The sequence below is a fragment of the Mangrovihabitans endophyticus genome (genome assembly GCF_014646155.1).
In the GTDB taxonomy this organism is placed as follows: domain Bacteria; phylum Actinomycetota; class Actinomycetes; order Mycobacteriales; family Micromonosporaceae; genus Actinoplanes; species Actinoplanes endophyticus.
This window is the reverse complement of record NZ_BMMX01000036.1, coordinates 1-25,602: the sequence shown is the minus strand read 5'-3', so window position 1 is coordinate 25,602 and position 25,602 is coordinate 1. Positions and strand designations below refer to the sequence as shown.

General features: G+C 70.3%; 26 protein-coding genes and 2 tRNA genes. 22 read left to right on the top strand and 6 right to left on the bottom strand.

What is annotated here, in order from left to right; all coding sequences use genetic code 11:
• The first annotated feature begins 25 nt into the window (after positions 1–25).
• Positions 26–850, top strand: coding sequence for an alpha/beta fold hydrolase (locus IEY73_RS26270; RefSeq protein ID WP_189081999.1), 825 nt, complete (start codon positions 26–28; stop codon positions 848–850).
• A 100-nt stretch (positions 851–950) separates the two neighbouring features.
• Here IEY73_RS26270 and IEY73_RS26265 read toward each other — a convergent pair whose 3' ends face one another.
• The 3 genes from IEY73_RS26265 to IEY73_RS26255 form a co-directional block, all read right to left on the bottom strand.
• The gene (locus IEY73_RS26265) at positions 951–1,583 is read right to left on the bottom strand and encodes a LysE family translocator (RefSeq protein ID WP_189081998.1); all 633 of its coding nucleotides are present in this window, start codon (positions 1,581–1,583) and stop codon (positions 951–953) included.
• A 166-nt stretch (positions 1,584–1,749) separates the two neighbouring features.
• A tRNA-Lys gene (locus IEY73_RS26260) sits at positions 1,750–1,826 on the bottom strand.
• A gap of 150 nt (positions 1,827–1,976) precedes the next feature.
• A complete protein-coding gene (locus IEY73_RS26255) occupies positions 1,977–2,237 on the bottom strand; it encodes a hypothetical protein (protein ID WP_229716171.1) in 261 nt (86 codons plus the stop codon).
• Positions 2,238–2,317: 80 nt separating this feature from the next.
• On the opposite strand from IEY73_RS26255, the gene IEY73_RS26250 reads away from it, so the two are divergent.
• The 3 genes from IEY73_RS26250 to IEY73_RS26240 all read left to right on the top strand — a co-directional run bounded on the left by IEY73_RS26250 (position 2,318) and on the right by IEY73_RS26240 (position 3,442).
• Complete coding sequence (locus tag IEY73_RS26250) at positions 2,318–2,758, top strand: tyrosine-type recombinase/integrase (RefSeq protein WP_189082028.1); 441 nt, start codon at positions 2,318–2,320, stop codon at positions 2,756–2,758.
• Between the two features lie 253 nt (positions 2,759–3,011).
• Positions 3,012–3,224 (top strand): type II toxin-antitoxin system HicB family antitoxin, encoded by a 213-nt coding sequence (locus IEY73_RS26245; protein ID WP_189081996.1) that lies wholly within the window; start codon positions 3,012–3,014, stop codon positions 3,222–3,224.
• Positions 3,225–3,268: 44 nt separating this feature from the next.
• Entirely contained in the window at positions 3,269–3,442 is a 174-nt protein-coding gene (locus tag IEY73_RS26240) for a type II toxin-antitoxin system HicA family toxin (protein ID WP_229716170.1), read from the top strand.
• 848 nt (positions 3,443–4,290) lie between these two features.
• Here the strand turns inward: IEY73_RS26240 and IEY73_RS26235 are convergent.
• Together IEY73_RS26235 and IEY73_RS26230 are read right to left on the bottom strand one after the other, a co-directional pair.
• A tRNA-Lys gene (locus IEY73_RS26235) sits at positions 4,291–4,362 on the bottom strand.
• 31 nt (positions 4,363–4,393) lie between these two features.
• A complete protein-coding gene (locus tag IEY73_RS26230; protein WP_189081994.1) occupies positions 4,394–4,720 on the bottom strand; it encodes a hypothetical protein in 327 nt (108 codons plus the stop codon).
• Positions 4,721–4,857: 137 nt separating this feature from the next.
• On the opposite strand from IEY73_RS26230, the gene IEY73_RS26225 reads away from it, so the two are divergent.
• The 3 genes from IEY73_RS26225 to IEY73_RS26215 are packed head-to-tail and all read left to right on the top strand — an operon-like array spanning position 4,858 to position 7,760.
• Complete coding sequence (locus IEY73_RS26225) at positions 4,858–5,550, top strand: GOLPH3/VPS74 family protein (RefSeq protein WP_189081993.1); 693 nt, start codon at positions 4,858–4,860, stop codon at positions 5,548–5,550.
• 54 nt (positions 5,551–5,604) lie between these two features.
• Positions 5,605–7,119: an APC family permease gene (locus IEY73_RS26220; protein WP_373292880.1), complete on the top strand. Its 1,515-nt coding sequence runs from the start codon at positions 5,605–5,607 to the stop codon at positions 7,117–7,119.
• A complete protein-coding gene (locus tag IEY73_RS26215) occupies positions 7,116–7,760 on the top strand; it encodes a GNAT family N-acetyltransferase (RefSeq protein ID WP_189081992.1) in 645 nt (214 codons plus the stop codon). Before IEY73_RS26220 ends, IEY73_RS26215 begins: the two co-directional genes overlap by 4 nt.
• 47 nt (positions 7,761–7,807) lie before the next feature.
• Here the strand turns inward: IEY73_RS26215 and IEY73_RS26210 are convergent, their stop codons facing one another.
• Entirely contained in the window at positions 7,808–8,671 is an 864-nt protein-coding gene (locus IEY73_RS26210; RefSeq protein ID WP_189081991.1) for a class I SAM-dependent methyltransferase, read from the bottom strand.
• Positions 8,672–8,718: 47 nt separating this feature from the next.
• Here IEY73_RS26210 and IEY73_RS26205 point away from each other — a divergent pair, with 47 nt between their 5' ends.
• From IEY73_RS26205 to IEY73_RS26135, 15 genes are all read left to right on the top strand, one after another.
• Complete coding sequence (locus IEY73_RS26205; RefSeq protein WP_189081990.1) at positions 8,719–9,327, top strand: helix-turn-helix domain-containing protein; 609 nt, start codon at positions 8,719–8,721, stop codon at positions 9,325–9,327.
• 162 nt (positions 9,328–9,489) lie between these two features.
• On the top strand, positions 9,490–10,509 hold the full coding sequence (locus tag IEY73_RS26200) for a LacI family DNA-binding transcriptional regulator (protein ID WP_229716169.1): 1,020 nt from the start codon (positions 9,490–9,492) through the stop codon (positions 10,507–10,509).
• A 136-nt stretch (positions 10,510–10,645) separates the two neighbouring features.
• Complete coding sequence (locus tag IEY73_RS26195) at positions 10,646–11,677, top strand: autoinducer 2 ABC transporter substrate-binding protein (RefSeq protein ID WP_189081988.1); 1,032 nt, start codon at positions 10,646–10,648, stop codon at positions 11,675–11,677.
• A 58-nt stretch (positions 11,678–11,735) separates the two neighbouring features.
• On the top strand, positions 11,736–13,280 hold the full coding sequence (locus tag IEY73_RS26190) for a sugar ABC transporter ATP-binding protein (protein WP_189081987.1): 1,545 nt from the start codon (positions 11,736–11,738) through the stop codon (positions 13,278–13,280).
• Positions 13,280–14,332, top strand: coding sequence for an ABC transporter permease (locus tag IEY73_RS26185; RefSeq protein ID WP_189081986.1), 1,053 nt, complete (start codon positions 13,280–13,282; stop codon positions 14,330–14,332). The genes IEY73_RS26190 and IEY73_RS26185 overlap by 1 nt, the downstream gene beginning before the upstream one ends.
• The gene (locus tag IEY73_RS26180) at positions 14,329–15,426 is read left to right on the top strand and encodes an ABC transporter permease (RefSeq protein ID WP_189081985.1); all 1,098 of its coding nucleotides are present in this window, start codon (positions 14,329–14,331) and stop codon (positions 15,424–15,426) included. Before IEY73_RS26185 ends, IEY73_RS26180 begins: the two co-directional genes overlap by 4 nt.
• A 26-nt stretch (positions 15,427–15,452) precedes the next feature.
• A complete protein-coding gene (gene rhaI, locus IEY73_RS26175) occupies positions 15,453–16,604 on the top strand; it encodes an L-rhamnose isomerase (RefSeq protein ID WP_189081984.1) in 1,152 nt (383 codons plus the stop codon).
• Complete coding sequence (locus IEY73_RS26170; RefSeq protein WP_189081983.1) at positions 16,604–18,640, top strand: bifunctional aldolase/short-chain dehydrogenase; 2,037 nt, start codon at positions 16,604–16,606, stop codon at positions 18,638–18,640. The genes rhaI and IEY73_RS26170 overlap by 1 nt, the downstream gene beginning before the upstream one ends.
• Positions 18,637–20,058: a rhamnulokinase gene (locus IEY73_RS26165; protein ID WP_189081982.1), complete on the top strand. Its 1,422-nt coding sequence runs from the start codon at positions 18,637–18,639 to the stop codon at positions 20,056–20,058. The genes IEY73_RS26170 and IEY73_RS26165 overlap by 4 nt, the downstream gene beginning before the upstream one ends.
• 1 nt (position 20,059) lies before the next feature.
• Positions 20,060–20,809: a (Fe-S)-binding protein gene (locus IEY73_RS26160; RefSeq protein WP_189081981.1), complete on the top strand. Its 750-nt coding sequence runs from the start codon at positions 20,060–20,062 to the stop codon at positions 20,807–20,809.
• The gene (locus IEY73_RS26155; RefSeq protein ID WP_189081980.1) at positions 20,806–22,236 is read left to right on the top strand and encodes a lactate utilization protein B; all 1,431 of its coding nucleotides are present in this window, start codon (positions 20,806–20,808) and stop codon (positions 22,234–22,236) included. Before IEY73_RS26160 ends, IEY73_RS26155 begins: the two co-directional genes overlap by 4 nt.
• Positions 22,233–22,844, top strand: coding sequence for a LutC/YkgG family protein (locus IEY73_RS26150; protein ID WP_189081979.1), 612 nt, complete (start codon positions 22,233–22,235; stop codon positions 22,842–22,844). The genes IEY73_RS26155 and IEY73_RS26150 overlap by 4 nt, the downstream gene beginning before the upstream one ends.
• 32 nt (positions 22,845–22,876) lie before the next feature.
• Positions 22,877–23,413 carry a PadR family transcriptional regulator gene (locus IEY73_RS26145; RefSeq protein ID WP_189081978.1) on the top strand — a complete coding sequence of 179 codons (537 nt, stop codon included), beginning with the start codon at positions 22,877–22,879 and terminating at the stop codon, positions 23,411–23,413.
• The gene (locus IEY73_RS26140) at positions 23,410–24,093 is read left to right on the top strand and encodes an ABC transporter ATP-binding protein (RefSeq protein ID WP_189081977.1); all 684 of its coding nucleotides are present in this window, start codon (positions 23,410–23,412) and stop codon (positions 24,091–24,093) included. Before IEY73_RS26145 ends, IEY73_RS26140 begins: the two co-directional genes overlap by 4 nt.
• A complete protein-coding gene (locus IEY73_RS26135) occupies positions 24,090–25,511 on the top strand; it encodes an FtsX-like permease family protein (protein ID WP_189081976.1) in 1,422 nt (473 codons plus the stop codon). Before IEY73_RS26140 ends, IEY73_RS26135 begins: the two co-directional genes overlap by 4 nt.
• Positions 25,512–25,602: the final 91 nt, after the last annotated feature.

The following is a 25,602-nucleotide window of genomic DNA, read 5'->3' as shown; positions in this document are numbered from 1 at the left end:
CAACAGGTCGGGGAAGAAGGCAATCATGCGTACTACGCTCCTGGTTCACGGTGCTTGGCACGGAAGCTGGTGCTGGACGCCGGTCACGGCCCACCTTGCTGCTTACGGCATTCCATCCGTCACCTTCGACCTGCCGGGACACGGGTTGAGCAGCAAAGCACCAGCCGCTCGATGGGCGCGTCCCTTCGACAAAGCGAGGTTCGCTATCGAGAGATCACCGGCGGCCGACATCACCGTGCCCGTCGCCGCTGAAGCACTCATCGACCATCTGCGTTTGATCGGCACCGGCACCCCATGTGTAGTTGTTGCGCACAGTCTGGGCGGAGTGATCGCGACCGCGGCGGCAGAGATGGCACCGGACTTGTTCGCACACCTGGTCTACGTCAGCGCATATGTGCCGATCACCGCCTCCGTGGCAGAGCTCTTTGCCAGCCCTCAGTCCGCCGGAGAGCTGATCTCGGCACTCCTGATTGCCGACCCGGCAGCGATAGGCGCGTTGCGCCACGATCCCGTGGACCCTGCCGGACGCTCCGCCGTCCGCGAGGCCCTGTACGCCGACGTCGATCCCACGACCGCCGATGCCGCCATCGCGATGCTCAGCACCGACAGCCCACTGTCCTACTCAACCGAGAAACCGGGAGTGACAGAGGGCGGCTTCGGGGCCGTCCCTCACTCTTACATTATTTGTACCAACGACCGTGCCATCCCCGAACCGCTGCAGCGGCGGTTCGTCCGCGATATCGATGCCGTGTCTTCCACCCCCACTCGTGTTGTCACCCTCGACGCCTCTCATTCGCCGTTCCTGTCTCAACCAAGGGCAGTGGCGGAGGCCGTGGCCGCAGTGTGGTGATGAGAAACAGGGATCGGCCGCTCCGATGCAGCCGCCAGCCCTCGCAGTCGCCCACGACTGCGGCTTGGCTCCCACCTGCTGCATGCCGTTGTTTGCCGGTTTAGGAGAGGTCGTCGGCGGCGAGGAGCCCGGCCAGCCCGAGGAAGACGGCACCGGTGCCGATGTCGACGCGCTGACGGGTGCGGACGGAGATGCCGGTCGTGCCCAAGCGGCGTCCGAAGCTGATATAGCCGAGCCCGACAATGAGTTCGATCACCAGGTACACCGCGCCGAGCAGGGCGAGTTGCAGGTCGGCGCCTACGGCCGACGTGTCGGTGAATTGCGGCAGGAGCGCGGCGAACAGCAGCAAGGCCTTCGGGTTGCTGATCGCCACCACGAACTCGCGGGTGACGATCGTCTGAATCCTTGCGCCGTCGGCGGCCGTCGTCTGCGTGATGTCCTGTCCGGATCCGCGCAGACCGCTGCGCAGGCTGGAGAACCCGAGCCAGGCCATGTAGCCCACGCCGACCCACTTGATCACCCCGAGCGCGGTCTCGGACGCGATCAGCACAGCCCCCAGGCCGGCTACGACCAGCCCGATCAGCAGAGCGAAGGCGGTGAGCCGCCCGGCCACTCCGGCCATGGCGCGCGCTGTGCCATAGCGGAACGCATTGCCGAGGCCGAGTAGCTGGTTGGCGCCCGGGATGAGCGACACCAGCAGCGCGGCGAGAAGAAATTCGGGCCAGTCAGTCATGCCCCTCGAGACGAGCAGTTGACGGCGCGTGGTTCACGATCGTTTCGAAGCCTCTCGCTCCGGGAACTCGGCACCGAGATCGAAGCCCCAGTCTACGCGGAAACCCGGCCGGCACCGCCGCCGACGAGGGCAGCGAGCCGGATCCGGTTCGCTGCGATGCTTCACCTGGTGGGCCGCCCGGGACTCGAACCCGGAACCTATGGATCAAAAGTCCACAGTAGTCCGGACGTGCCTTACGTGCCCCACACTGCCACCGGAGATTCTGGCCTGCTCAAAGGCTTGACAACCCGAGATAACGGCGGTCCCGTGTGCCAGGCCGAACCCGGCGTGCCCGTCGTCCCGCCGGGGTGACTGGCGCCGGTCCGGGCTGCCCGTCGCCCACCAGTACAGCAGTCAGGCTCCTTCGTTCGGTGGGGCATGCCTGGCGCGTTCGTGAAGGCGCCGGACCCTCCGACGGTACTGCCCGGCATAGGAGCGCTGTGCGTCGTCGAGTGCCTGCGCGTCGGGATCGGCGGCGGCCTCGTAGAGCTCGGTTTCGAACTCGTCGTGATCGTAGGCAACGAGACGAGCAAGCGTCTCCGCATCCCGGGACATCGGCTCTCGCTTCGCGGCTTCCTCGCGCCACAGATGTCCGCCGACCTCATCGGCCCCCATGCGGTGAGTATAGGCCGAGCGATGAAACCGCGGGGGATCGCTCCGACAGATCGTTTACCAGGACCACCGAGGTTCCTCGAATCGGCGGGGCGGACCACGATCCGCACTACACGGCCTTCGTCCTGGTCCTCGTGATCGGCCTGCGGAAGGGTGAAATGCTCGGCGTCACCTGGGCGGGCGTCGATCTGGACGCGGCGGAACTGACCGTGGACATGCAGCTCCAGCAGGTCGGCTATCAGCTTCTGCACCGGGAGACGAAGACGCCGACCTCCGACGACACGCTGCCGATGCCGGACATCTGTACGGTCGCCCTGCGCGAGCACGCTGCCGCGCAGAAGGCTGCACGTGAGAAGGCCAGCGAGGCGTGGCAGGTGTCGGATCTGGCCTTCACCACCCGCTTCGGCACTCCCATCGAGCCGCGCAACGTCAATCGCTACTGGGACCGGCACTGCGACCTGGCAGGCATCCGGCGCATCACGATCAGAGGCGCTCGCCGCGACGGCGACCAGGGCGGCGCTTAAGACGCTGGGCGAGTCTCTCGATGGCTGACCCGGCTGCGGTACTTCGCTGCTGTACGGGCCGGGCAGTGACGCAGCTCAGCATCGGTGGTTCGGTGCTGAGCTGCGTGGATGGTGGACCGGACGTTGCACCATGCGAACCATCGCGCTGTCGTTTCCGGCGGCCCGCTGCCGGATAGTTTCACCAGCTCACGCTGCAATGGCTGAACCGAGGCTGATCTGACGGCCGATCGCCCGGTCGCGCTATGGTGGTCTCGTGGCCGAGTCTCGAACGGTAACTGTGCCGGTCGTCGTTGAGCGCGACGAGGAAGGGGTGTGGTGTGCCCACGCCCAATTGCGCCCCGGTTTGGGAGCGCACGGCGAGGGCGACACCGAGGAAGCCGCGTTGAGTGACCTCCGTGAGGCACTGACCGGCCTCATCGAGGAGTTCGGTGTTCCGCGGGAGCTTTCGATCACCGTTGCCGCCTGATGCCTCCACTTCCATCGGTCTCTGGCGTCCGCATCGTTCGTGCGTTGGAACGGCATGGCTTCAAGGTCGCCAGGGTCGCTGGCAGTCACCGCATCATGCGCCACCCAGACGGACGCGGCACCACTGTTCCCGTGCATGGCAACCGTGACGTCGCCAAGGGCACTCTGCGCGGGATTCTCAGTGATGTCGGTATGACGATCGAGCAGCTCGCACTCTGAGCACGGCGGCCGACCAGCCGACTATTTGCCGTCGCGGCCAGCGGGAGTATCTGGCGGTCAAGATGGGCGCCTATGTTATTCCGCGACATTTCCCTGTGTCCGCGACCCGGTTGACGAGATGAGCCCCAGAGCGCCGCAGCGGCCGGAAATGCCAAATCCCACTATCCCCTACCCGGCCCAACCTTTTGACACGTAAGCGTCAAGCTTGTCTTGACGCTTACGTGTCACTGAAAATTTGGCATCGTAAATCACTGGACATCCGCTCCTCGCCGGCGAGAGTCTCAACGCAATCTCGCTTGACGGAGGTCGACCAAAAGCAAGCCCAAACAATCCCTCGCAAAGAGAGACTCTGCTGGAATTGCGCGCACGGCTGCCGGACAGAGAAGAAGATCTACGGCTGGGTATGCGCCAACTGCGCCTACGAGTTTGATCAGTACTTCTCGGTGCTCACCATTTTCCACGGGCCGATCGGCGCTGCGGAGGCGTTCGCTCACGCCAAGGCACACGGAATGCTGCCGCCGCCTGGACCTCGCGGCCGAGGGGTCAACGTCCGTAAGCCCGGCGGAGTCCCAGTGGCGGTCCAGTTTGCGCTAGCCACCCACGGCTTAGCGTTGCCCTCGGCCTGACGCGAACGGCTCGGAGACTCGCCGATCAACGGGGGCGCCGGCAACACCACGAGTCTGTGGAGCTTCGCGGGGCGGGCCTGCAAGGCACACGGTCGGGCCACTCAAGCGTGCGGGATCGAAACGCGGCGCGTCCATCAGCTCTGCGCGACTGCACGCCGGTGCTGGCCTGAAGCGAACCACCGGCCCGAGAACCGGGCCGCTGGTTCGCATGAAAGATCATCGTGGGCCGCCCGGGACTCGAACCCGGAACCTATGGATTAAAAGTCCACAGCTCTGCCATTGAGCTAGCAGCCCGCACCATCAGGTTACCCGAGGCGCTCACGCTTCAGCGGCCACCCGCGATCAGCCGATCGGACTCGGCGCGCCTGACTCCGTCGATGACGGCGACCGCCTCCGCGTTGCCGAACGTCGTGCCATGGTGGGGCCCGACGCGGCCATACACGGTCCCTTCCGCGCTGCGTCCTTCCCGCGCCGTACGTTCACCCGAACGTGAACGCCGCGTGATCTGGCCATCTCGGATCGTGCCCACAAAGGGGAGCGCGAAATATTGCACCGCTTCGATCGGCCTGGCAAGCTCTACGCGGTGTCGCGCAAAGATTAGCCGAGAGTTACGAAGGCTGCGGCGACGTTTGATCAGCTCACTGCCTGTCATGGCTACTTTACGTCGGGAGATTGTCGACCAAATGTCCACTGTGTACGTCGTGGTCGCGGTGATGCGGGCCGGTCCGGGCATGGGCCGGGGCTGAGCGACCCGCGCCCAGGCTCGCCTTCGATCGGAAAGGACCGCCCATGACGGCGCCGCTCGCCCTGGCCGACGACCTCTGGATGGTGGCGCACGACCGGCCGAACGGTGCGTCGTTCCTGGGAATCAAGCCGCTCGGCATCGGCCTCGGCGCGGCGCTGATCGCCGAGCTGATCATGGCGAACTGGCTCAACCTGGCGGACGGTGCGCTGTACGTGCATCCACAGGCGAGCCGATACCCGCCCCCCGCGGATCCGGCGACCGCCGACGTGTTCGGCCGGATGCAGCAGGAGGAGGCCGCCCAGCGCGGACGCCGCCGGGACGTCACCGATCCGGTGGGTCTGAGCGTCGAGGAATGGATTCAGCACCTGCACAACGGTCACGCTCAGCAACTCGTCGAGCGGCGCTTGACCATGTCCGGACTGGCGGTGGAGGAGAGCCGCGGCGGGCTGTTCCGGTCGTCGCGGACGGTCGTGGTGCCGCAGTCCTCCAGCGTCTCCGGCTGGCCTGCCGCTCGTGTGCGCGACAACTTGCGCGAGGGGCAGCAGCTCAGTGAGCAGGACCTCACCCTCGCCGGATTGATCGTGGCAACCGGTCTCGCCAAGGAGGCCCTGGGCGGAATCGGTGGCCGGCAACGCGAATTCCTCGTCCACCAGACGCAGGCGATCATGCGGCTACCGCTGCGAGAACTGGTCATCTGCGCCGAGACGGCGGTCGGGCGGTTGATCATGATCCGCTGACGCATCCGCGCGCCGACGTCACCCCTCCACCCCCCTCACTCCCTAGGAGACACGGTGCCCAGCACCCTCAGCACGCTGCCCAACTCATTGGCGCCCGACCGGATGGGCGCGCCCGGCATCGGGCTGGCCATCGCCTCGTCGGTGGCGCCCCTGACCGTCGTCGCCGGCGTGGTCACCACGGGACTGGCGGTGACCGGCCTGACCGCCGTGTCCGCCGCGATGATCGCGGTCGCCGCCGCACTCGTCATCTTCGCCGTGGGCTACATGGCGATGGCTCGGCACATCACCAACACCGGCGCCTTTTACGCGTACGTGAGCAAGGGTCTCGGCCGTCCGCTCGGTGTCGGTTCGTCGTGGATCGCGTTGCTGGCGTACAACTGCTTCCAGATCGCGTCGTACGGCGGACTGGGCGCGATCTCGGAACCGTTGTTCCAGGACTGGTTCGGCGTCGACGTGCCCTGGTGGGTGTTCGCGCTCGTGGTCTGGGCGATCGTCGCCTTCCTGGGTCGGCGCGACGTGTCGGTGAGCGAGAAGGTCCTGGCCGTACTGGTCATCAGCGAGACCGCGCTGGTGGTGGTCTACAGCCTGATCATCCTGTTCTCGTCGGACTACGGCTTCTCCGCCAAGCCGTTCTCGGCCGGCCAGTTGTTCGGTGCGGGCGGCGGCGCGCTGCTGGCCATCGGTGCCACCAGCTTCGCCGGTGTCGAGCAGGGCGCGGTCTACATCGAGGAGAGCAAGGACCCGCTGCGCTCGGTGCCCCGGGCGACGTACTACACCATCGGCTTCATCGCGGTGCTGTACGCGGTGGCCAGTTGGGTGCAGATCTCCGCGGCCGGCGACCAGGCCGTGGCCCGCGCCGGGGAGGAGGGCCCCGACCTGTTCTTCAACGAGGCCGCCGCGACGGTCGGTGGCTGGGCGCTGGACCTGGGACACATCCTGTTCCTGACCTCGCTGATCGCCGCGATGATCGCCTTCCACAACATCATCGCGCGCTACACGTACGCGCTGGGCCGGGAGGGCGTGCTCCCGAAGCTGTTCGGTCAGACGGTGGGTGGTGCGCCTCGTGCCGCCTCCACCGCGCAGTCCGTGCTCGGCCTGGTGGTCATCGGCATCTACGCGGTGACCGGCCTCGACCCGCTGGTCGAGCTGTTCTTCGTGGGCGGCACCACCGGAGGCGTCGGCGTGCTGTTGCTGATCACGCTGACGTCCGCCTCGGTGATCGGGTTCTTCCTGCGGGCCGCCCACGGCGAGACTGCCTGGCGGCGCCTCGGCGCGCCGGTCATCGCCACCCTCCTGCTGATCGGCATCAGCTATCTTGCCGTGACCAACCTGGCCACCCTGTACGGCGTCGACCCGGGCACCGGACCGGCGCTGTACATGCCGATCGTCGCGGTGGTGGTGCTTGTCGCGGGCATCGCGTGGGGACTGATCCTGCGGCACACACGTCCCGACGTCTACCAGGGCATCGGCCTCGGGCCGCGTAGCGCCGTCGCCACCACCGGGGGCTTCGCGGCGATGATGGCCGGCGGCTCCGGCCCGGCCACCGAGCAACCGCAGGGCAACCGATGAGCGCCCCCGCGATCCGTGTGGTGACCGACGAGGCCGACATCGCCACGGTCGCGACCCTGATCACCGCCTCGTTCGATCACCTTGACGCCAACCGTTACCTCATCCCCGACCCGGAACGCCGGTTCGATGCCATGCGGGAGTTCTTCGCCGTGCTCACCGAGCATGCCGCGGCGGGCGCCGGTGAGGTCCTGCTGACCGGGGACGGTCACGCGGGGGCCGTCTGGTTCGACCGTACGGTGGAGCCGACCGAGCCCGACGGCTACGCCAAGCGGATCGAGCAGGCGGCCGGCCCGTACGCGGAGCGGTTCACCGCGCTGGACGAGGCGTTCGAGGCCAACCACCCCACCGATCCGCACTGGCATCTGGCGTTCCTGGCGGTCGATGCGGACCACCAGCGGCGCGGGCTGGGCGGCGCCCTGATGGAGCACACGCACGCCGAACTCGACCGGCGCGGGCTGGCGGCCTATCTGGAGGCGACGAACGCCGACAATCGTCGCGTGTATCGGCGGCACGGCTACGCCGACATGACGCCGTCCGAAATCGTGCTGGGTGACCCGCGCGGCAACACCGGCGATCGGGTGGTGGGCGCAACGTTCTACCGCATGTGGCGTCCGGCCGGATCGGCGACGTCCGGACGGTGACGGGCCCGCCGACGGGGCCCGCTCGTGGCCCCGTCGGCGCCGCGCGATCAGGTGCGCTCGACGAGCCAGGCAAGGCGTTCGCTGCGTACCGAAAGGTCGGTCCGGCGACGGACTCCCTGCGGGTTTGTCTCGTCCAGGAGCGCGTCGAGCCGTTGGGCGTCTTCGGTGCCGAGGCGGCGGACCGCCAGCCCGGACCGGATGCGTCGCAGGGTGGCCTCCGCGTAGCGCGGTGCGGCGGGCGGCAGCGGGGCCGTGAGGGCGATGGCGAACGTCCGCTCGCTGCGCGGGGTGAAGCCCGCCCGCGCGAAGCGTGCCGGCCAGTCGTCGCCGATGTGCGGGAGCCGCTCGGCCCGTTCCGCGTCCGCCGCGGCGTGCCAGCGCTGCTCCAGGCGGCCGTCGTCGGTGTCCGCGGGCAGGAAGTACGGGAACCCGGACAGCTCGACCGCAGCGAGCAACCCCGCGGGCCGCAGGATGGCCCGCACGTGGGCGAGTACGCGATCCGGGTCGCCGAGGTGGTGCAGCGAGCCGGATGCCCATGCCAGGTCGGCGGGCCCGGTGTCGGGCCAGGTGGCGTCCAGATCGGCATGCACGGTGTGCACGCGATCGGCCATGTCGAGTCGATGCGCCTTGTCCAGGAGCCGCCGCAGCATGTCGGGGGAGGCGTCCACGGCGGTGACCTCGGCGTCCGGGAAGCGACGTAGCAGCGCGAAGGTGCCGGCGCCGGTGCCGCATCCGAGATCGATGATCTGCCGCACGGGCCGGGCGGCGTGCTGGTCGATCCAAGCGGTCGCCTCGGACAGGTGCTCCTGCATCACCTCGGCGTCGAGGTCCAGCAGGTCGCCGAGGTGCTCGTCGGCGTCGTGATGATGCGCGACGGTGTCGTGGCGATGGTGATGGTGATCGGATGCCATGGGACGACGGTACGAGCTCCTTGCGTCAGGGGCATAAGCTTTTGCCTATGACGCAAGGAGCCGTAGCTCAGGGAGACGGCCTGGAGGACGTGGTGCGTGCCCGGATTCGGGCGCTTCGTGTCGCCCGGTCCTGGTCGCTGGACGACCTCGCCCAGCGGTGTTTCGTCAGCCCGTCCTCGCTGAGCCGCATCGAGACCGGCCATCGCCGGCTCAGCCTGGACCAGTTGACGGCGATCGCGCGTGCCCTGGACACCAGCCTGGACGAACTGTTGGCATCCCCGGACGCGGCCGATGACGTGGTGATCCGGCCGCGCCATGACCCGGTGCGCGGCCGGACCATGTGGACGCTCGACCACGAGCCGGGCCCGGACGGGATGACCGTGGCACGTCTGCGCGTGACGCGGCCGGTGTCGCGCGGGGCGGACGCGCTGCGGGTGCATCCCGGCAAGGACTGGTTCACGGTGTTGTCCGGGACCATCGAGCTGGTGCTCGGTGAGCGGCACATCCTGATCGAGACGGGGCAGGCGGCGACCTTTTCGACGATGATTCCGCATGCCTTCGGCGCCCATGGCGGGCCCGCCGAGGTCCTGGCGATTCTCGATCACAGCGGGCAGCGGACCCATCTGCACATGACGCCGGAGCTCGACCAGATCTGACCGGAGTGCGGGCCGGACCCGATGAGGCGGGGCGTTGAAATGTTTCAGATAGGATCGCCGTACAGCACCGACGATGCGAGGAGCCCCGTGGCACGGAGTGCGGAGCCGAAGGAGCCCGCGCCAGGTCGCGCCCCGGCGCCGCCCCACGGCCGGACGCCCTCGGTGAAGGATGTCGCCGCGTCCGCCGGTGTCTCCCTCGGGACCGTGTCCAACGTGCTGAACAAGCCCGCCGCGGTGTCCGCGGCCACCCGGGAGCGGGTGGAGCGGGCGATGGCCGAGCTCGGTTTCGTCCGCAACGAGTCGGCCCGGCAACTGCGCGCCGGGACCAGTCGCACCCTGGCGTACGTGATGCTGGACGGTGGGAATCCGTTCTTCCACGACGTCGCCCGGGGCATCGAGTCCGGCGCGGAGGACGCCGACCTGTCGCTGTTCATCTGCAACAGCGACGGCCGCGCCGCCCGCGAGGCGAAGCACCTGGACCGGCTGGTGCAGCAACGCGTCCAGGGCATCCTGATCACGCCGGTCGACCCGAGTGCGTCGCATCTGCGGGAGATCGGCCGACGGGGGATTCCGCTGGTCATGGTGGATCGACTGGGCGGTACCGGCGACTGCTGCTCGGTGGCGGTGGATGACGTGCTGGGCGGCCGCATCGCGATCGAGCATCTGACCGATCGTGGTCACGAGCGCGTCGCGTTCGTCGGCGGCCCGGAGTCGATCGGGCAGGTCCGGGAGAGGCTGCTCGGAGCCCGTCAGGTGTGGTCGGAGCTGGGGCGGGACGCCGCCGACCTGATCCATCTGCCGACCGAGGCGTTGACCGTCGCCGAGGGGCGCGGCGCGGGAGAGCGGCTGGCCGGACTGCCGGCGCGGCGACGGCCGACCGCCGTGTTCTGCGCCAACGATCTTTTGGCGCTCGGCCTGTTGCAGCAGGCCACCGCCATCGGCATGCGGGTGCCGGAGGACCTGGCGATTGTCGGATACGACGACATCGAGTTCGCCGCCGCGGCGGCGGTGCCGTTGACTTCGGTCCGGCAGCCGCGCGAGGAACTGGGGCGGACTGCGGCGCGCCTGGTGCTGGCCGAGGCCGGCGACCCGGCGCACCGGCACGAGCAGGCCTGCTTCGTGCCGGAACTGGTGGCTCGCGCCTCGACCGCGGCGGTCCGGCATCCGGCACGGAAGCGATAGCCGGAAAAGATCTGCCCCGGCCCTTGACCCGGGGATAACAGGTTCGTAATCTCGGTCACATCAACTCTGAAACGTTTCATACCCCGTCCCCTGCATCCCTACCGATGGCCCCCGGGCCCGCTCAGCAGGAGGTCTCATGCGTCACCACGGCCGGTTCGCCGCCGCCGTCGCCCTGACCACGACGGCCGCGGTCGCACTCGCGGGCTGCACCAAGAAGAACGACACCGATGACGGCACCGGAGCCGGTTCCGGCTCGACGTACAAGGTCGCCTTCGTCCCGAAGCTGCAGGGCGTGCCCTACTTCGAGGCGATGAATGCCGGCGGCAAGAAGGCCGCCGACGAGTTGGGCGACGTCCAATGGCTCTACCAGGGCCCCACGCAGGCCGACGCCGCGGCGCAGGCGGACATCGTCCGGTCGTACATCCAGCAGAAGGTGGACGTGCTGATCGTCGCGCCCAACGACCCCGACTCGATGGCGCCGTTGCTGCAACAGGCCAAGTCGGCGGGCATTCACGTGGCCACGGCGGACACCGACGCGCCGAACTCGGCGCGCGAGGTGTTCGTCAATCAGGCCTCCACCGAGGGCATCGGCCAGGGGCTCACCGATGCGCTGATGACGGCGATGGGCGGCAAGGGCAAGTACGCCATCGTCTCGTGTGGACAGACCGCGGAGAACCTGAACTCCTGGATCAAGGTGCAGCGGGCGTACACGCAGGAGAAATACCCGCAGGCGCAGATCGTGGACGTGGTCTATGCCGGCGAGGACCAGGCGAAGGCCACCCAGATGGCCACCGACCTGATGAACGCCCACCCGGACTTGACCGGGCTGGTCGGCGAGTGCACATCGTCGGCGCCGGGCGTGGCTCAGGCGGTGCGCGACGCCGGCAAGATCGGCAAGGTCTTCACGGTCGGTCTGGGCACCCCGCAGGCGATGAAGCCCTATCTGGCGGACAAGTCGTCGTCCGCGTCGATCCTGTGGGACGTGGAGAACCTGGGCTATCTCACCGCTTGGGCGGGTGAGCAACTGGCCGCCGGCAAGCAGTTCCAGGCGACCAACAAGGTGAGCGACGCGATGCCCGCCGTCGAGTACGACTCCTCGTCGAAGGTGTTGCTGCTCGGTCCACCGCTGACCATCACCGGCGAGAACGTCGACGACTTCAACTACTGAGCGGTGCCGAGGACGCCGAGAGGCCGAAAGCACTGAGAGTGGAGGGAGGGCCGTCGCGGTGAGTACCGAGGAATCGTCCGCCGACGAGGTGCCACGGCTGCGTCTGTCCGGCATCGCGAAACGGTTCGGGGCGGTACGCGCCATCGAGCATGCGGATCTGACCGTACGTGCTGGGCGGGTGCACGCCCTGGTGGGCGAGAACGGCGCGGGCAAGTCCACGATGATCAAGATTGTGTCCGGGGCGGAGACGGCCGACGCCGGTGTCATCGCCTTCGACGGCACCGAGGTCCGCATCACCTCCACGTCGCAGGCGATGGTGCTGGGCGTCGCGACGGTCTATCAGGAGCCGCAGCTATTCGCCGAGCTGACCGTCGCGGAGAACATCTTCGTCGGCCGCGAGTTGCGCCGCCGCGGGCGCGTCGACTGGCCCGGTCAGAACTCGCGGGTGGTCGACCTGCTGGCACTGCTCGGCCTGCCCGACCGCTATGCCACCGTGCCGGTCGGTGAGCTGTCGGTGGCCGAGCAGCAGCAGGTGTCCATCGCCAAGGCACTGGCTGGCGACGCGCGGGTGCTGATCCTGGACGAGCCGTCGGCCATCCTCACCGACGCCGAGATCGACCGGCTGTTCGACGTGGTCCGCCGGCTCACCGCGGCGGGCGTCGCGGTGGTCTACATCTCGCATCGGCTGGACGAACTGTTCCGCATCGCCGACGAGGTCACGGTGATGCGGGACGGTCGAACCATCGGCACGTACCCGATCGCGGATCTGACCGTGCGGCGCATCGCCGAGCTGATGGTCGGCGGTGCCCTGTCCGACGACCGGCCACAGCGCCGCGTGCCGGACGGGCCGCCGCTGCTCGAACTGCGCAAGCTCACCCGGGCCGGCCGCTTCCACGACGTGGACGTGGCGGTACGCGGCGGGGAGATCGTGGCGCTCTACGGCCTGGTCGGCAGCGGGGTGTCGGAGATCGCGGCGAGCGTGTACGGCATCGACCGGGCCACCGGTGGCGACCTGCTGGTGCGCGGCGCCAAGGTCTCGCCGGGCTCGCCCGGGCAGGCGCAGCGACTGGGCCTGGCACTGCTGCCGGCGAACCGCAAGACGGAGGGCATGTTCGCGTTCCAGTCCATCGCCTTCAACATCTCCGCCGCCCACCTGAGTCTGCTCTCCCGTTTCGGGATCTTCCTGGACCGGGCCCGCGAGCGCGGCGTGGCCACCGACCTGATCCGCCGGCTCGCCGTGAAGACCCCCAGCGAACGCCAGCCGATCAGCGCCATGTCCGGCGGCAACGCCCAGAAGGTGGTGCTTGCCCGGCAACTGGTGGAACGACCCGAGGTGCTGATCCTGGCCGAGCCGACGCAGGGCGTCGACGTGGGCGCCAAGGAGGAGATCCACCGCATCATCGCGGAGCTGGCCGACGGCGGCACCGCGGTGCTGGTGGTGACGTCCGACCTGCCGGAGGCGCTGCGGGTGGCGGACCGCATCCAAGTGGTCCGGGGCGGCACCACCACGGTGGCGTTCACGCCGGAGGCGTCCCAAGTGGACGTGTTGGCCGCGGCGGCCGGGTCGGTGGAGGACCAGCCGGCCGAGGAAGGGCGGGTCTGATGAGCACCACCGCCGTCGACAGGCACGGCCGCCCGGATGCCGGGCCGCCGCCGGGCGCGCCGGTGCCGCCGCGATCGCGGTCCCGCGCGTCCGTGCTGCCGTCCCCGATGACCGGGCAGGAGATGGTGCTTGTCGCGGTGGTCGCGGCGTTGTGGGTGGTGCTCGGGCTGACCACGCCTGCGTTCCTGACCGCTGGCTCGCTGCAACCGCTGCTGGTGGCCACGGCGCCGATCGCGCTGGTCGGCGTGGGTATGACGATCGTCATCATCACCGGAGGCATCGACGTCTCGGTCGGCGCGGCCATCATGGTCTGCTCGGTCGTCACCGCCAAGGTGCTGGTGACCGACGAGGTTAACCTGGCGGTCGCGGTGCTGCTGTCGGTCGCCGTGGGTGGTCTGCTCGGCCTGATCAACGGGGTGCTCATCGCGTACGGGCGAGTGCACGCCATCATCATCACCTTCGGCACGGCGAACCTGTTCCTCTTCGCCGGCCTGCAGATCTTCGGATCCAGCACGGTCAACGGCATCCCGAACACGTTGGACTTCTTCGGGCGTGGACCGGGGGGCCGCACGTGGGGCGTGCCGCACGCCTTCCTGCTCACGGTGCTGGTCACCGCGCTGGCGTGGTGGTACCTGCGGCACGCCGCGGGCGGCCGGCACTTCTTCGCGGTCGGTGGGGATGCGCACGCGGCCCGGCTGGCGGGCGTGCGGGTGCAGCGCCGGGTGCTGCTGGCCTATCTGACCACGGGACTGCTGGTAGGGCTGGCGTCCTGCTTCACCATCGCGCAGGGCACGTCCACACTGGACCAGTCGGTGGGCACCGGCAAGGAACTGGCGGTCATCGCGGCGGTGGTGATCGGCGGCACCTCGATCATGGGCGGTCGCGGATCGGTGCTCGGCACCCTGCTCGGCGCGCTGCTGGTCCAGTCGGTCTCCTCCGGCGTGACCCAGTTGGGCTGGCGCTCGCAACTGTCCGACCTGTTCGTCGGCATCTTCATCATCGTCGCGGTGGGCGCCGACTTGCTGCGCGCCCGGGCCAGGAGGTCACGATGAGCGTCGCCCCGCCGGCCACCGAGGCGCCCGCGCCGCAAGTCGGCGACACCCCCGCGGAGGGCACCGGCGCCCGGCTCCTGCGCGTCCTGCTCACCCAACGGATCGCCCTGCTCGCGGTGCTCATCGTCGCCGTGGTGGTCACGTTCTTCATCCAGGACGCCGGTGGCTATCTCACCGCGCCGTACGACTTCGACTACATGTCCGCCGCGCTGATCAACGCGGTGCCGCTGGCCATGCTCGGACTGGCCGAACTGCTGGTGATCCTGTCCGGTCGCGGCGGCATCGACCTGTCGGTCGGGGCGATCGTCTCGCTGGCCGGCATGGTGTTCGGTTTTCTGTACGGCGAATGGGGCTGGCCATTGTGGATGGCGATCGTCGCGACGGCGGCGTTCGGGGCACTGTGCGGCGCGCTGAACGGTTTCCTGGTGTCCTACATCGGGTTCCCGGCACTGATCGCCACGCTGGCGACCTATTACGCGTTCAAGTCCCTGGCCATCGTGATCAACAATCAGGAGCCGATCAGCACCCCACCGATCCAGAAGCTGTTCTCCCTCAGCCGGTCCGTCGAGCTGCCGCTGTTCGGCCGATATGTGCCGGACGTGCCGCTGGGCATCTTCACCTTCCTGCTTCCCACCGCGGTGCTGGTCTGGGTGCTGCTGGCGCGCACGGCGTACGGGCGGCGGCTGTACGCCATCGGCACCAACGACGTGGCGGCACGCTGGGCGGGCCTGCCGGTGCGCGACACCCGGTTCAAGGCGTACGCGTACGCCGGGCTGCTCTCCGGCCTGGTCGCCGTGGTGACCGTGGGGCAGTTCGCCTCCGCCCGCCCGGATGCGGGCGTCTCCGGGGGCGGCATGGCACTGCCCGCCATCACCATCGCGGTGCTCGGCGGGGTGGCCATCACCGGCGGCATCGGCCGGGTCGCCGGCGTGGTGCTGGCCACCCTGCTCATCGTGTGGCTCAACGCCGGCATCCTGCTGGCCTTCGTCGGCAACGCGGGTGCCCAGTACCAACTCCTGGCGCTCGGCTCGGTGCTCGTGTTCGCCGCGCTGCTCAACGGACTCACCAACCGGAGGTACGGCGGCTCGCGATGAGCGCGCCGGGCACCGAGAGGAGCATCATGACCTTCGACGAGCTGGACGAGTTCACCGTCGAGGTGCCCAGTTGGGCGTACGGCAACTCGGGCACCCGATTCAAGGTCTTCGCGGCGCCGGGGGTGCCCCGTGACCCGTACGAGAAGGTCGCCGACGCCGCCCAGGTGCACCGGCATACCGGCCTGGCGCCGCGGGTGTCCTTGCACATCCCGTGGGACCGGGTGGACGACTACGCGGCCCTTGCCGCGTACGCGAAGGAACAGGGGGTGCGGATCGGCGCGATCAACTCCAACCTGTTCCAGGACGACGACTACAAACTCGGGTCGCTGGCGCATGCCGACCCGGCGGTGCGCGCGAAGGCGGTGGCGCACCACCGGGAATGCCTGGACGTCATGCGCGCCACCGGCAGCAAGGACCTGAAGATCTGGCTGCCGGACGGCACCAACTACGCCGGGCAGGATTCGCTGCGTGACCGCCAGGACCGGCTCGCCGACTCGCTGCAGCGGATCTACACCGCGATGGATCCGGATCAGCGGCTGCTGCTGGAGTACAAGTTCTTCGAACCGTACTTCTACGCCATGGACATCCCGGACTGGGGCACGTCGCTGCTGCACTGCTTGGCACTGGGCGAGCGGGCGCAGGTCGTGCTGGACACCGGGCACCACGCGCCGGGGACCAACATCGAGTTCATCGTGATGCAGTTGCTGCGGCAGGACCGGCTGGGCGCCTTCGACTTCAACTCCCGGTTCTACGCCGACGACGACCTCATCGTCGGCTCGGCGGACCCGTTCCAGCTCTTCCGGATCATGGTGGAGATCGTGTCCGTCGGCGCGCACCGGCCGGCGTCGCGGGTGAACTTCATGCTCGACCAGTGCCACAACATCGAGGAGAAGATCCCCGGCCAGATCCGCTCGGTGCTCAACGTGGAGCAGGCGCTGGCCAAGGCGTTGCTGGTGGACACCGCGGCGTTGAGCGCGGCGCAGCGGTCCGGTGACGTGCTGGGAGCGCACGGCCTGCTGATGGACGCCTTCGAGACCGACGTGCGCGGGCCGCTGGCCGACCGCCGGGAAGAACGCGGCTTGCCGCGCGACCCGGTCGCCGCCTTCGCCGCCTCCGGATATGCCGCGACCGCCGCCGCCACCCGGGTCGGTGGCCGGCAGGCCGGGTGGGGAGCCTGATGAGCGACGCCACGACCACCGTCGCCGAGCTGATCGAGCGCAGCAACCGGCTCGGCGCGGATCCGCGCACCACCAACTACGCGGGCGGCAACACCTCCGCGAAGGGCGCCGCCGTAGACCCGGTCACCGGGCAACCCACCGACCTGCTGTGGGTGAAGGGATCCGGCGGTGACCTGGGCACGCTGACCGAGGCCGGGCTGGCGGTGCTGCGCCTGGACCGGCTGCGCGCCCTCGCCGGGGTCTATCCGGGCGTGCGGCGCGAGGACGAGATGGTGGCCGCGTTCGACCACTGCCTGTTCGGTCGTGGCGGCGCCGCGCCCAGCATCGACACGGCGATGCACGCTCTGGTCGACGCGGCGCACGTGGACCACCTGCACCCGGACTCGGGCATCGCGCTGGCCACCGCGGCTGACGGACCGGCGCTGACCAAGGAGATCTTCGGCGACCGGGTGCTGTGGGTGCCGTGGCGTCGCCCCGGTTTCCAGCTCGGCCTGGACATCGCCGCCGTGCAGCGGGCCAACCCACAGGCGATCGGCGTCATCCTGGGCGGGCACGGCATCACCGCGTGGGGGGCGACAAGCGCCCAGTGCGAGGCGCACTCGCTGGAGATCGTGCACACCGCGGCCGACTACCTCGCCGAGCGCGGACGCCCTGACCCGTTCGGCACGCAGGTGCACGCCGCACTGCCGGAGGCCGCGCGGCGGGAACGCGCCGCCGCGCTGTTCCCGGTGCTGCGGGGCCTCGCCTCGACCGACCACCGGCAGGTGGGTCACTACAGCGACACGGACGTGGTGCTGGACTTCACCGGCCGGGAGCGGATGCCCGCCCTGGCGGCGCTCGGCACCTCCTGCCCGGACCATTTCCTGCGCACCAAGGTGCGGCCGATGGTGGTGGACACCGCCCCGGACGCGCCGCTGGAAACGGTGCTGGCCCGGCTGCGGGAACTGCACGCGGCGTACCGGGAGGATTACCGCGCCTATTACCAGCGACACGCCACATCGGACAGTCCGGCGATGCGCGGCGCGGACCCGGCCGTGGTGCTGGTTCCCGGCGTGGGCATGTTCAGCTTCGGCGCGACCAAACAGACCGCGCGGGTGGCCGGCGAGTTCTACGTCAACGCGATAAACGTGATGCGCGGCGCGGAGTCGGTCTCCACCTACGCGCCGATCGACGAGGCGGAGAAGTTCCGCATCGAGTACTGGGCGTTGGAGGAGGCGAAGCTGCGGCGGATGCCACCGGCCAAGCCGTTGGCAACCCGGATCGCGTACGTGACCGGCGGCGGCTCGGGCATCGGCCGGGCGACCGCACGCCGGCTGGCGGCCGAGGGCGCGTGCGTGGTGGTTGCGGACCGTGACGTCGCATCGGCGCGGGCGGTGGCGGACCAGATCGGCGGCCCGGACGCGGCCGTCGCGGTGCAGGTGGACGTCACCTCACCGGCCGCGGTGGCGACGTCGATCGCCGACACGGTGCTCGCCTTCGGCGGCCTCGACCTGGTGGTGAACAACGCCGGCCTGTCGTTGTCCAAATCGTTGCTGGAGACCACCGAGGCGGACTGGGACGTGCAGCACGACGTGATGGCCAAGGGGTCCTTCCTGGTCTCCCGCGCCGCCGCGCGGGTCCTGATCGACCAGGAGCTGGGCGGCGACATCGTCTACATCTCCAGCAAGAACTCGCTGTTCGCCGGGCCGAACAACGTCGCGTACGGCGCGGCCAAGGCGGACCAGGCGCACCAGGTCCGGCTGCTCGCCGCGGAGCTGGGCGGCCACGGCATCCGGGTCAACGGCGTCAACCCGGACGGCGTGGTGCGCGGATCGGGCATCTTCGCGGGCGGCTGGGGCGCCCAGCGCGCCGCCGTCTACGGCGTTCCGGAGGATCAACTCGGCGCGTACTACGCCGGGCGCACCCTGCTGAAGCGGGAGGTGTTGCCGGAACATGTGGCCAACGCAGTCTTCGTGCTCACCGCGGGCGACCTGTCGCACACCACCGGCCTGCACATCCCGGTGGACGCGGGCGTGGCCGCGGCGTTCCTGCGATGACCGGGTTCGCCGCGGTCGACTTGGGCGCGTCCGGCGGTCGCGTGATGGTCGGCCGGGTGGAGCCCGGAACGTTGGACCTGCGCCAGGTGTGCCGGTTCGCCAACGAACCGGTCCGGGTGGCGGGCACGCTGCACTGGGACATCCTGGCGCTGTACCGCGGGGTGCTGACCGGGCTGCGCGCGGCCGGCCCGGTGCGCAGCCTGGGCGTGGACTCCTGGGCGGTGGACTACGGGCTGCTGGACGAGACCGGGGCGCTGCTCGGGAACCCGGTGCACTACCGCGACTCGCGCACCGACGACGTGCCCGCCCGGGTCGCGCGGCGCATCCCGGAGGATCGGCTCTATGCCCGCACCGGGGTGCAGAGGCAGCCGTTCAACACGCTCTACCAGTTGGTTGCCGCGGCCGGTACGCCGCAACTGCGGGCGGCCCGGCGGATGCTGCTGGTGCCGGACCTGATCGGGTACTGGCTGACCGGGCAGATCGGTGCGGAACTGACCAACGCCTCGACCACGCAACTGCTGGACCCGGCCACCGGCGCCTGGAACACCGGGCTGATCCGCGACCTCGCTCTGCCACCGGACCTCTTCCCGCCGCTGCGCGCGCCGGGTGACCCGATCGGGCCGGTGTCGGCGGATCTGCTCGGTTACCGCACCGAGGCGGTGGCGGTGGGCTCGCACGACACCGCGTCGGCGGTGGTCGGCGTGCCCGCGCAGGGGCCCGACTTCGCATATGTGTCCTGCGGCACCTGGTCGCTGGTCGGCGTGGAACGGGACGCGCCGGTGCTCACCGAGGCGTCCCGGCGTGCCAACTTCACCAACGAACGCGGGGTCGACGGAACCGTCCGGTTCCTGCGCAACGTGGCGGGTCTGTGGCCGCTGCAGGAGTCGCTGCGCGTCTGGGGCCGCGACGACGTGGCCACGCTGCTGCGCGAGGCCGCCCGGGAGCCGGGGCTCGCCGCGGTGGTCGACCTGGACGATCCGGCGTTCCGGCCGCCCGGCGACATGCCGGCCCGGATCGCCGCCGCGTGCCGGGCGTCCGGCCAGCCGGAACCGGCGACACCGGCGGCCACCGTACGGTGCATCGTGGACAGCCTGGCGCTGGCCCACCGCCGCGCGGTGCGGCAGGCGCAGGAACTGTCCGGCGGGCAGGTGAACGCGGTGCACATGGTCGGCGGCGGGGCGCGCAACGAGCTGCTCTGCCGGCTCACCGCGGACGCCTGCGGGCTGCCGGTGCTGGCCGGTCCGGCGGAGGCGACCGCGCTGGGCAACATCCTCGTGCAGGCGCGCGCGGCCGGGGTGCTGCACGGCGACCTGTCTGCGCTGCGGGCTCTGCTGCGGCAGACTCGACCCATCACCCGGTACGAGCCGGGAGGCGACGAGGCCGCCTGGCGTTGCGCCGAGCGGCGGGTCGGAGGCTGACATGCGGATCGCCCTGTTCGCCACCTGCCTGGCGGACACCCTGTTCCCGCGTGCCGCGATCGCGACCGTGCGGCTGCTCGAACGGCTCGGGCACGAGGTGGTCTTCCCGGCCGAGCAGACCTGCTGCGGGCAGATGCACGTGAACACCGGATATGCCCGGGACGCGGTGCCGCTGGTGCGTCGCCACGTGCGCACCTTCGGGCCGTACGACGTGGTGGTCACACCGTCCGGATCATGCGCGGGCTCGGTGCGGCACCAGCACGCCGACGTGGCCGCGGCGGCCGGTGACGACCGGCTCGCCGCGCGAGCCGCCGCGGTCGCCGGACGTACGTACGAGCTGTCCGAGCTTCTCGTCGACGTGCTGGGGGTGGAGGACGTGGGGGCGTACTACCCGCATCGGGTGACCTACCACCCGACCTGCCATTCGCTGCGCGTACTCCGCGTGGGCGACCGGCCGGTGCGGCTGCTGCGGCAGGTGCGCGGGCTGGATCTGGTGCCGCTGCCCGCCGCGGAGCAGTGCTGCGGCTTCGGCGGCACGTTCGCGGTGAAGAACGCTGACGTGTCCACGGCGATGCTGGCCGACAAGATGCGCCACGTGCTGTCCACCGGCGCGGACGTGTGCGCCGCCGCGGACGCGTCCTGCCTGATGCACATCGGCGGCGGCCTGACCCGGCTGCGAGCCGGGGTGCGCACGGTGCATATCGCGGAGATCCTGGCCGCCACCGAGACAGGCCGGGAGGCACCGGCATGACGCGCACCTTTCTGGGCATGCCGGCCACCGCCCCGCGCGGAGTCGGACATCTGCGCGAAGGCGAACCGTTTCCGGCGGCGGCGCGCCGCGCCCTGGGAGATCCGCAACTGCGTCGCAACCTCGGGCACGCCACGACCACGATCCGCGCGAAGTCCGGCCGGGTCATCGGCGAGCTGCCCGACTGGCAACAACTGCGCGACGCCGGGTCGGCGCTCAAGGCGGACACCATGGCTCGGCTGCCGGAACTGCTGGAACAGTTGGAGTCGGCGGTCACCGCGGCCGGCGGCACGGTGCACTGGGCGGCCGACGCGACCGAGGCGAACCGGATCGTCACCGGCCTGGTGCGGGCCACCGGTGAGCAGCGCGTCACGAAGGTCAAGTCGATGGCCACCCAGGAGATCGGCCTCAACGAGGCGCTGGCGGCGGCCGGGATCGAACCGGTGGAGACCGACCTGGCCGAGTTGATCGTCCAGCTCGGCGCCGACCGGCCCAGTCACATCCTGGTGCCGGCCATCCACCGCAACCGGGCGGAGATCCGGGAGATCTTTCTGCGTGCCATGCCGGGCGTGGACCCGGCGCTCTCCGACGAGCCGGCAGCGCTGGCCGGCGCCGCTCGCGCGTATCTGCGGGAGACGTTCCTGCGGACCAAGGTGGCGGTGTCCGGTGCCAACTTCGCGGTGGCCGAGACCGGCACGCTGGCGGTGGTCGAGTCCGAGGGCAACGGCCGGATGTGCCTCACGTTGCCGGAGACGCTGATCACCGTGATGGGCATCGAGAAGGTGGTGCCGTCGTGGCGGGACCTGGAGGTGTTCCTGCAACTGCTGCCGCGGGCCTCGACCGGTGAGCGGATGAACCCGTACACGTCGATGTGGACCGGGGTGACGCCCGGGGACGGGCCGCAGCAGGTGCATCTGGTGTTGCTCGACAACGGCCGCAGCGCGGTGCTGGCCGACGAGGTGGGGCGGCAGGCGCTGCATTGCATCCGCTGCTCGGCCTGTCTCAACGTGTGCCCGGTCTACGAGCGCACCGGCGGTCACGCGTACGGGTCGGTGTATCCCGGCCCGATCGGTGCGGTGCTGTCGCCGCAGCTCACCGGGGTGGCCGACAACGCCTCGCTGCCCTACGCGTCGTCGCTGTGCGGCGCCTGCTTCGACGCCTGCCCGGTGAAGATCGATATTCCGTCCATCCTGGTGCATCTGCGTGGCCGGGCGCCGCATCCACGGGCCGAGGCCGCCGCGATGGCCGCCGCGGCGTACGTGATGGACCGGCCCCGGCTGTACGCGGCCGCGCAGCGTGCCGCCCGGCTGGGGCGACTCACCGGCCGGCGCGGTCGTGGCCTGCCGCCGCCGCTGTCCGGCTGGGCCGCCAGTCGGGACGTTCCGGAGCCGCCGCCCGCGACGTTCCGGGAATGGTGGGCGCGGCGATGACCAGCCGGGACGTGATTCTGGGCCGGATCCGGGAGGCGCTGCGCGGGTACCCGGCCGCCGGTGCGGTGCCGCGCGATTATCGAGGCAGCGACGACGAGCCCGCGGACATGGACCTGTTAGCCGGCCGGCTGGCGGACTATCGCGCGCACGTGCACCGGACCGCGACGATCGGCATCGCGGCGACGATCGCCCGGATTCTCGGCGACGGTCGGGTGGTCGTGGCACCGCCGGGACTGCCGCTCGCCTGGCTGCCGTCGCGGGTCGAGGTACTGATCGATGACGGGCTGCCGGACGAGCGCATCGCGGCCGCGGACGCGGTGGTGACCGCCGCGGCGGTGGCGGTGGCGGAGACCGGAACGATCGTGCTGGACGCCTCGGCCGATCAGGGCCGCCGGGTGCTGAGCCTGCTGCCGGACCTGCACGTCTGCGTGTTGCGCCCGGAGCAGGTGGTGCCGCGCGTGCCACAGGCGATCGCCCGGCTCGACCCGCGCAGGCCGTTGACCTGGATCAGTGGGCCGTCGGCGACCAGCGACATCGAGCTGAACCGGGTGGAAGGTGTGCACGGACCGCGCAACCTGCACGTGATCATCGCGGAGGACGGTTCTTGACAAGACTATTCTCTGAGTGAATAGTGGTCGCCATGTCGACCTCCTTCGTGCTGCTCGGGTTGCTGGCCACCGGCCCGCGCCACGGGTATGAGCTGAAGCGGGCGCACGACGATCGACTGCCGCGGGCCAAGCCGCTGGCGTTCGGGCAGGTTTACGCGACGCTGGGCCGCCTGGAGCGTGACGGCCTGGTGGAAAAGTCCGGCCAGGATCGCGAGGGTGGCCCGGACCGCACCTCGTTCGCCATCACCGAGGCCGGACGAACCAGCCTGGACGAGTGGTTGTCCGCAGTCGAGACGCCGGCGCCCTTCGTGACGAGCACCTTGTTCAGCAAGGTCATGGTGAGTCTGCTGGCTTCCGGGGTGGACCGGGCGCGGGCCTACCTGACCGCCCAGCGAAGCGCGCACGCCGACCGGCTGCGCGAGCTGACCGCGACCAAGACCGCGGCCGACTCCCCGTTCGGGGACGTGGTGGCCGCCGATTTCGCCATCGCTCACCTCGACGCCGACCTGCGCTGGTTGCAGACCACGCTGCAGCGCGTCGCCGACATGGACAGGGAGAAGCGCCCATGACCGCATTGTTGAGCGCAGCGGGGGTGGCCAAGCACTACGGCCGCACTCCGGCGTTGACCGGTGTCGACATCGATGTCGCCGAGGGCGAGATCGTGGCGGTCACCGGGCCGAGCGGGTGCGGCAAGTCCACCCTCCTGCACTGCCTGGCCGGCATCCTGCGGGCCGACGCTGGCACGGTCACCTACCGCGACCAGGACCTGGGCCTGTGGTCGGAGAAGTCCCGCTCCCGCCTGCGCCGCACCGACTTCGGGGTGCTCTTCCAGTTCGGACAGCTAGTGCCGGAGCTGACCGCGGCGGAGAACGTCGCCCTGCCGTTGCTTCTCGCCGGCTCGGGGCGGCGAGAAGCGCGCGCGGATGCTCAACAATGGCTGGAGCGGTTCGGCGTGGACCACGTCGCCGAGGCGCGGCCCGGCGCGATGTCCGGCGGCCAGCAGCAGCGGTGCGCGGTGGCGCGCGCCATGGTCACCCAGCCGCGGGTACTGTTCGCCGACGAGCCGACCGGTGCGCTCGACGCGCTGGCCGGGGAGCAGGTGCTCGGCGAGCTGGTGCGGGCGGCCCGCGATCAGGACACCGCGGTGGTGCTGGTCACCCATGACGCCCGGGTGGCGGCCTACGCCGACCGCGAGGTCGCGCTGCGCGACGGTGCCAACGATCCGTCCGGGCTGGGTGTCGGTTCGTGAGGCCGTCCACCCTGGCCCGGCTCGCGCTGGCCGGCAGCCGCACGGACACGCTGCGGGTGCTGCTCACCACCGCGAGTTCCGCGCTGGCCACGTTGATCCTGCTCACCGCCGCCGCGGTGGCCGCGGTGGAGGAGGCGGGCGGCAGCGACCCGGTGGTCCACCGCTATCGGCCGGCGCTGCTCGCCGAGGACGGGCTGCGCCCCGGCATCGTCATCACCCTGGTGCTGTTGGCACTGCCGGTGCTGGCCCTGGCCGGGCAGTGCGTCCGGTTCGGGTCGCCGGCTCGTGACCGACGGCTGTCCGCCTTCCGGCTCGCCGGGGCCACGCCGGGTCAGGCGGCGCTGATCGCGGTGACCGAGACCGTCGTGGCGGCGATGGCCGGTTCGGTGGTCGGCCTGGCCGTCTTCCTGGTGCTGCGGTGGCTGCTGGACAGCCCCAACGCGGAGGGCCGCCGGGTGCTGCCGACCGACGTCCTGCCGACCGCGCCGGCGATCGTCCTGGCGATGCTGGTGGTGCCGGTGCTCGCCGGCTTGGCCGCCGCCGTGCTGATGCGTAAGGTGATCATCACGCCGCTCGGTCTGGTCCGCCGAGTCCGGCAGAAGCCGCCCTCGGTGATACCCGGCGTCCTCCTGCTCGCCGGGGTGTTCGGCCTGCTCATCGTCGGCTTCACCGACAAGGCGCTGTCCACCGTCCTGCGGCACACCGGACTGCACCTGTTCATGGCGCTGGGCGCTATGGTGATCATGCTGGCCGTCGCGGGGGTGCTGATCGGCACCGGATGGATCTCGCACACCACCGGCCGGCTGCTGCGCCGGTACGGGCGCACGCCGGCCACGCTGCTGGCCGGGCGCCAGTTGATGGCCGACCCGTGGAGCGGGAGCCGCACGCTGTCCGCGCTGCTGGCCACCGTGGTGATCGGCGCCGCGGTGTTGGCGTACCGCAGCGAACTGGTCAGCAGGCTGCGCGCCTCGCGGACCGGCTCGGGTGGCGGCCCCGCGGCGCCGATCGACTTCTACACCAATGCCGTCGACCTGATCACGGTGGCGGTCAGCATCGGGATCGCGGCGGCTGCCGCGGGCATCCTCGTCACCCTCGCCGACGGCATCGTGGCGCGCCGGCGAACCCTGTCCGCGCTGGTGGCCACCGGCGTGCCGCGCCGGACCCTGGCCGCGGCGACGGCGTGGCAGACGCTGGCGCCCCTGGTGCCGGCCACGCTGATCGCGGTGATCGTCGGCACCGGCCTGATCCGCGCCACGACAACCAGCATGGCGCAGGAGAGCGACGTCGACGTTCCGATGCCGATAGGTTCCCTGACCCTGTTGGGTGCGGGCACGCTGATCGTCATGACGCTGGTGGTGCTGGTGTCGATGGTCTTCCTGCGAATGAGCGCGACGGCCGAGGAACTGCGCACGACATAGCCACCCCGCCCGCCCCGCCCCGCCCCGCCCCGCCCCGCCCCGCCCCGCCCCGCCCGCCCCGCCCCGCCCCGCCCCGCCCGCCCCGCCCCAA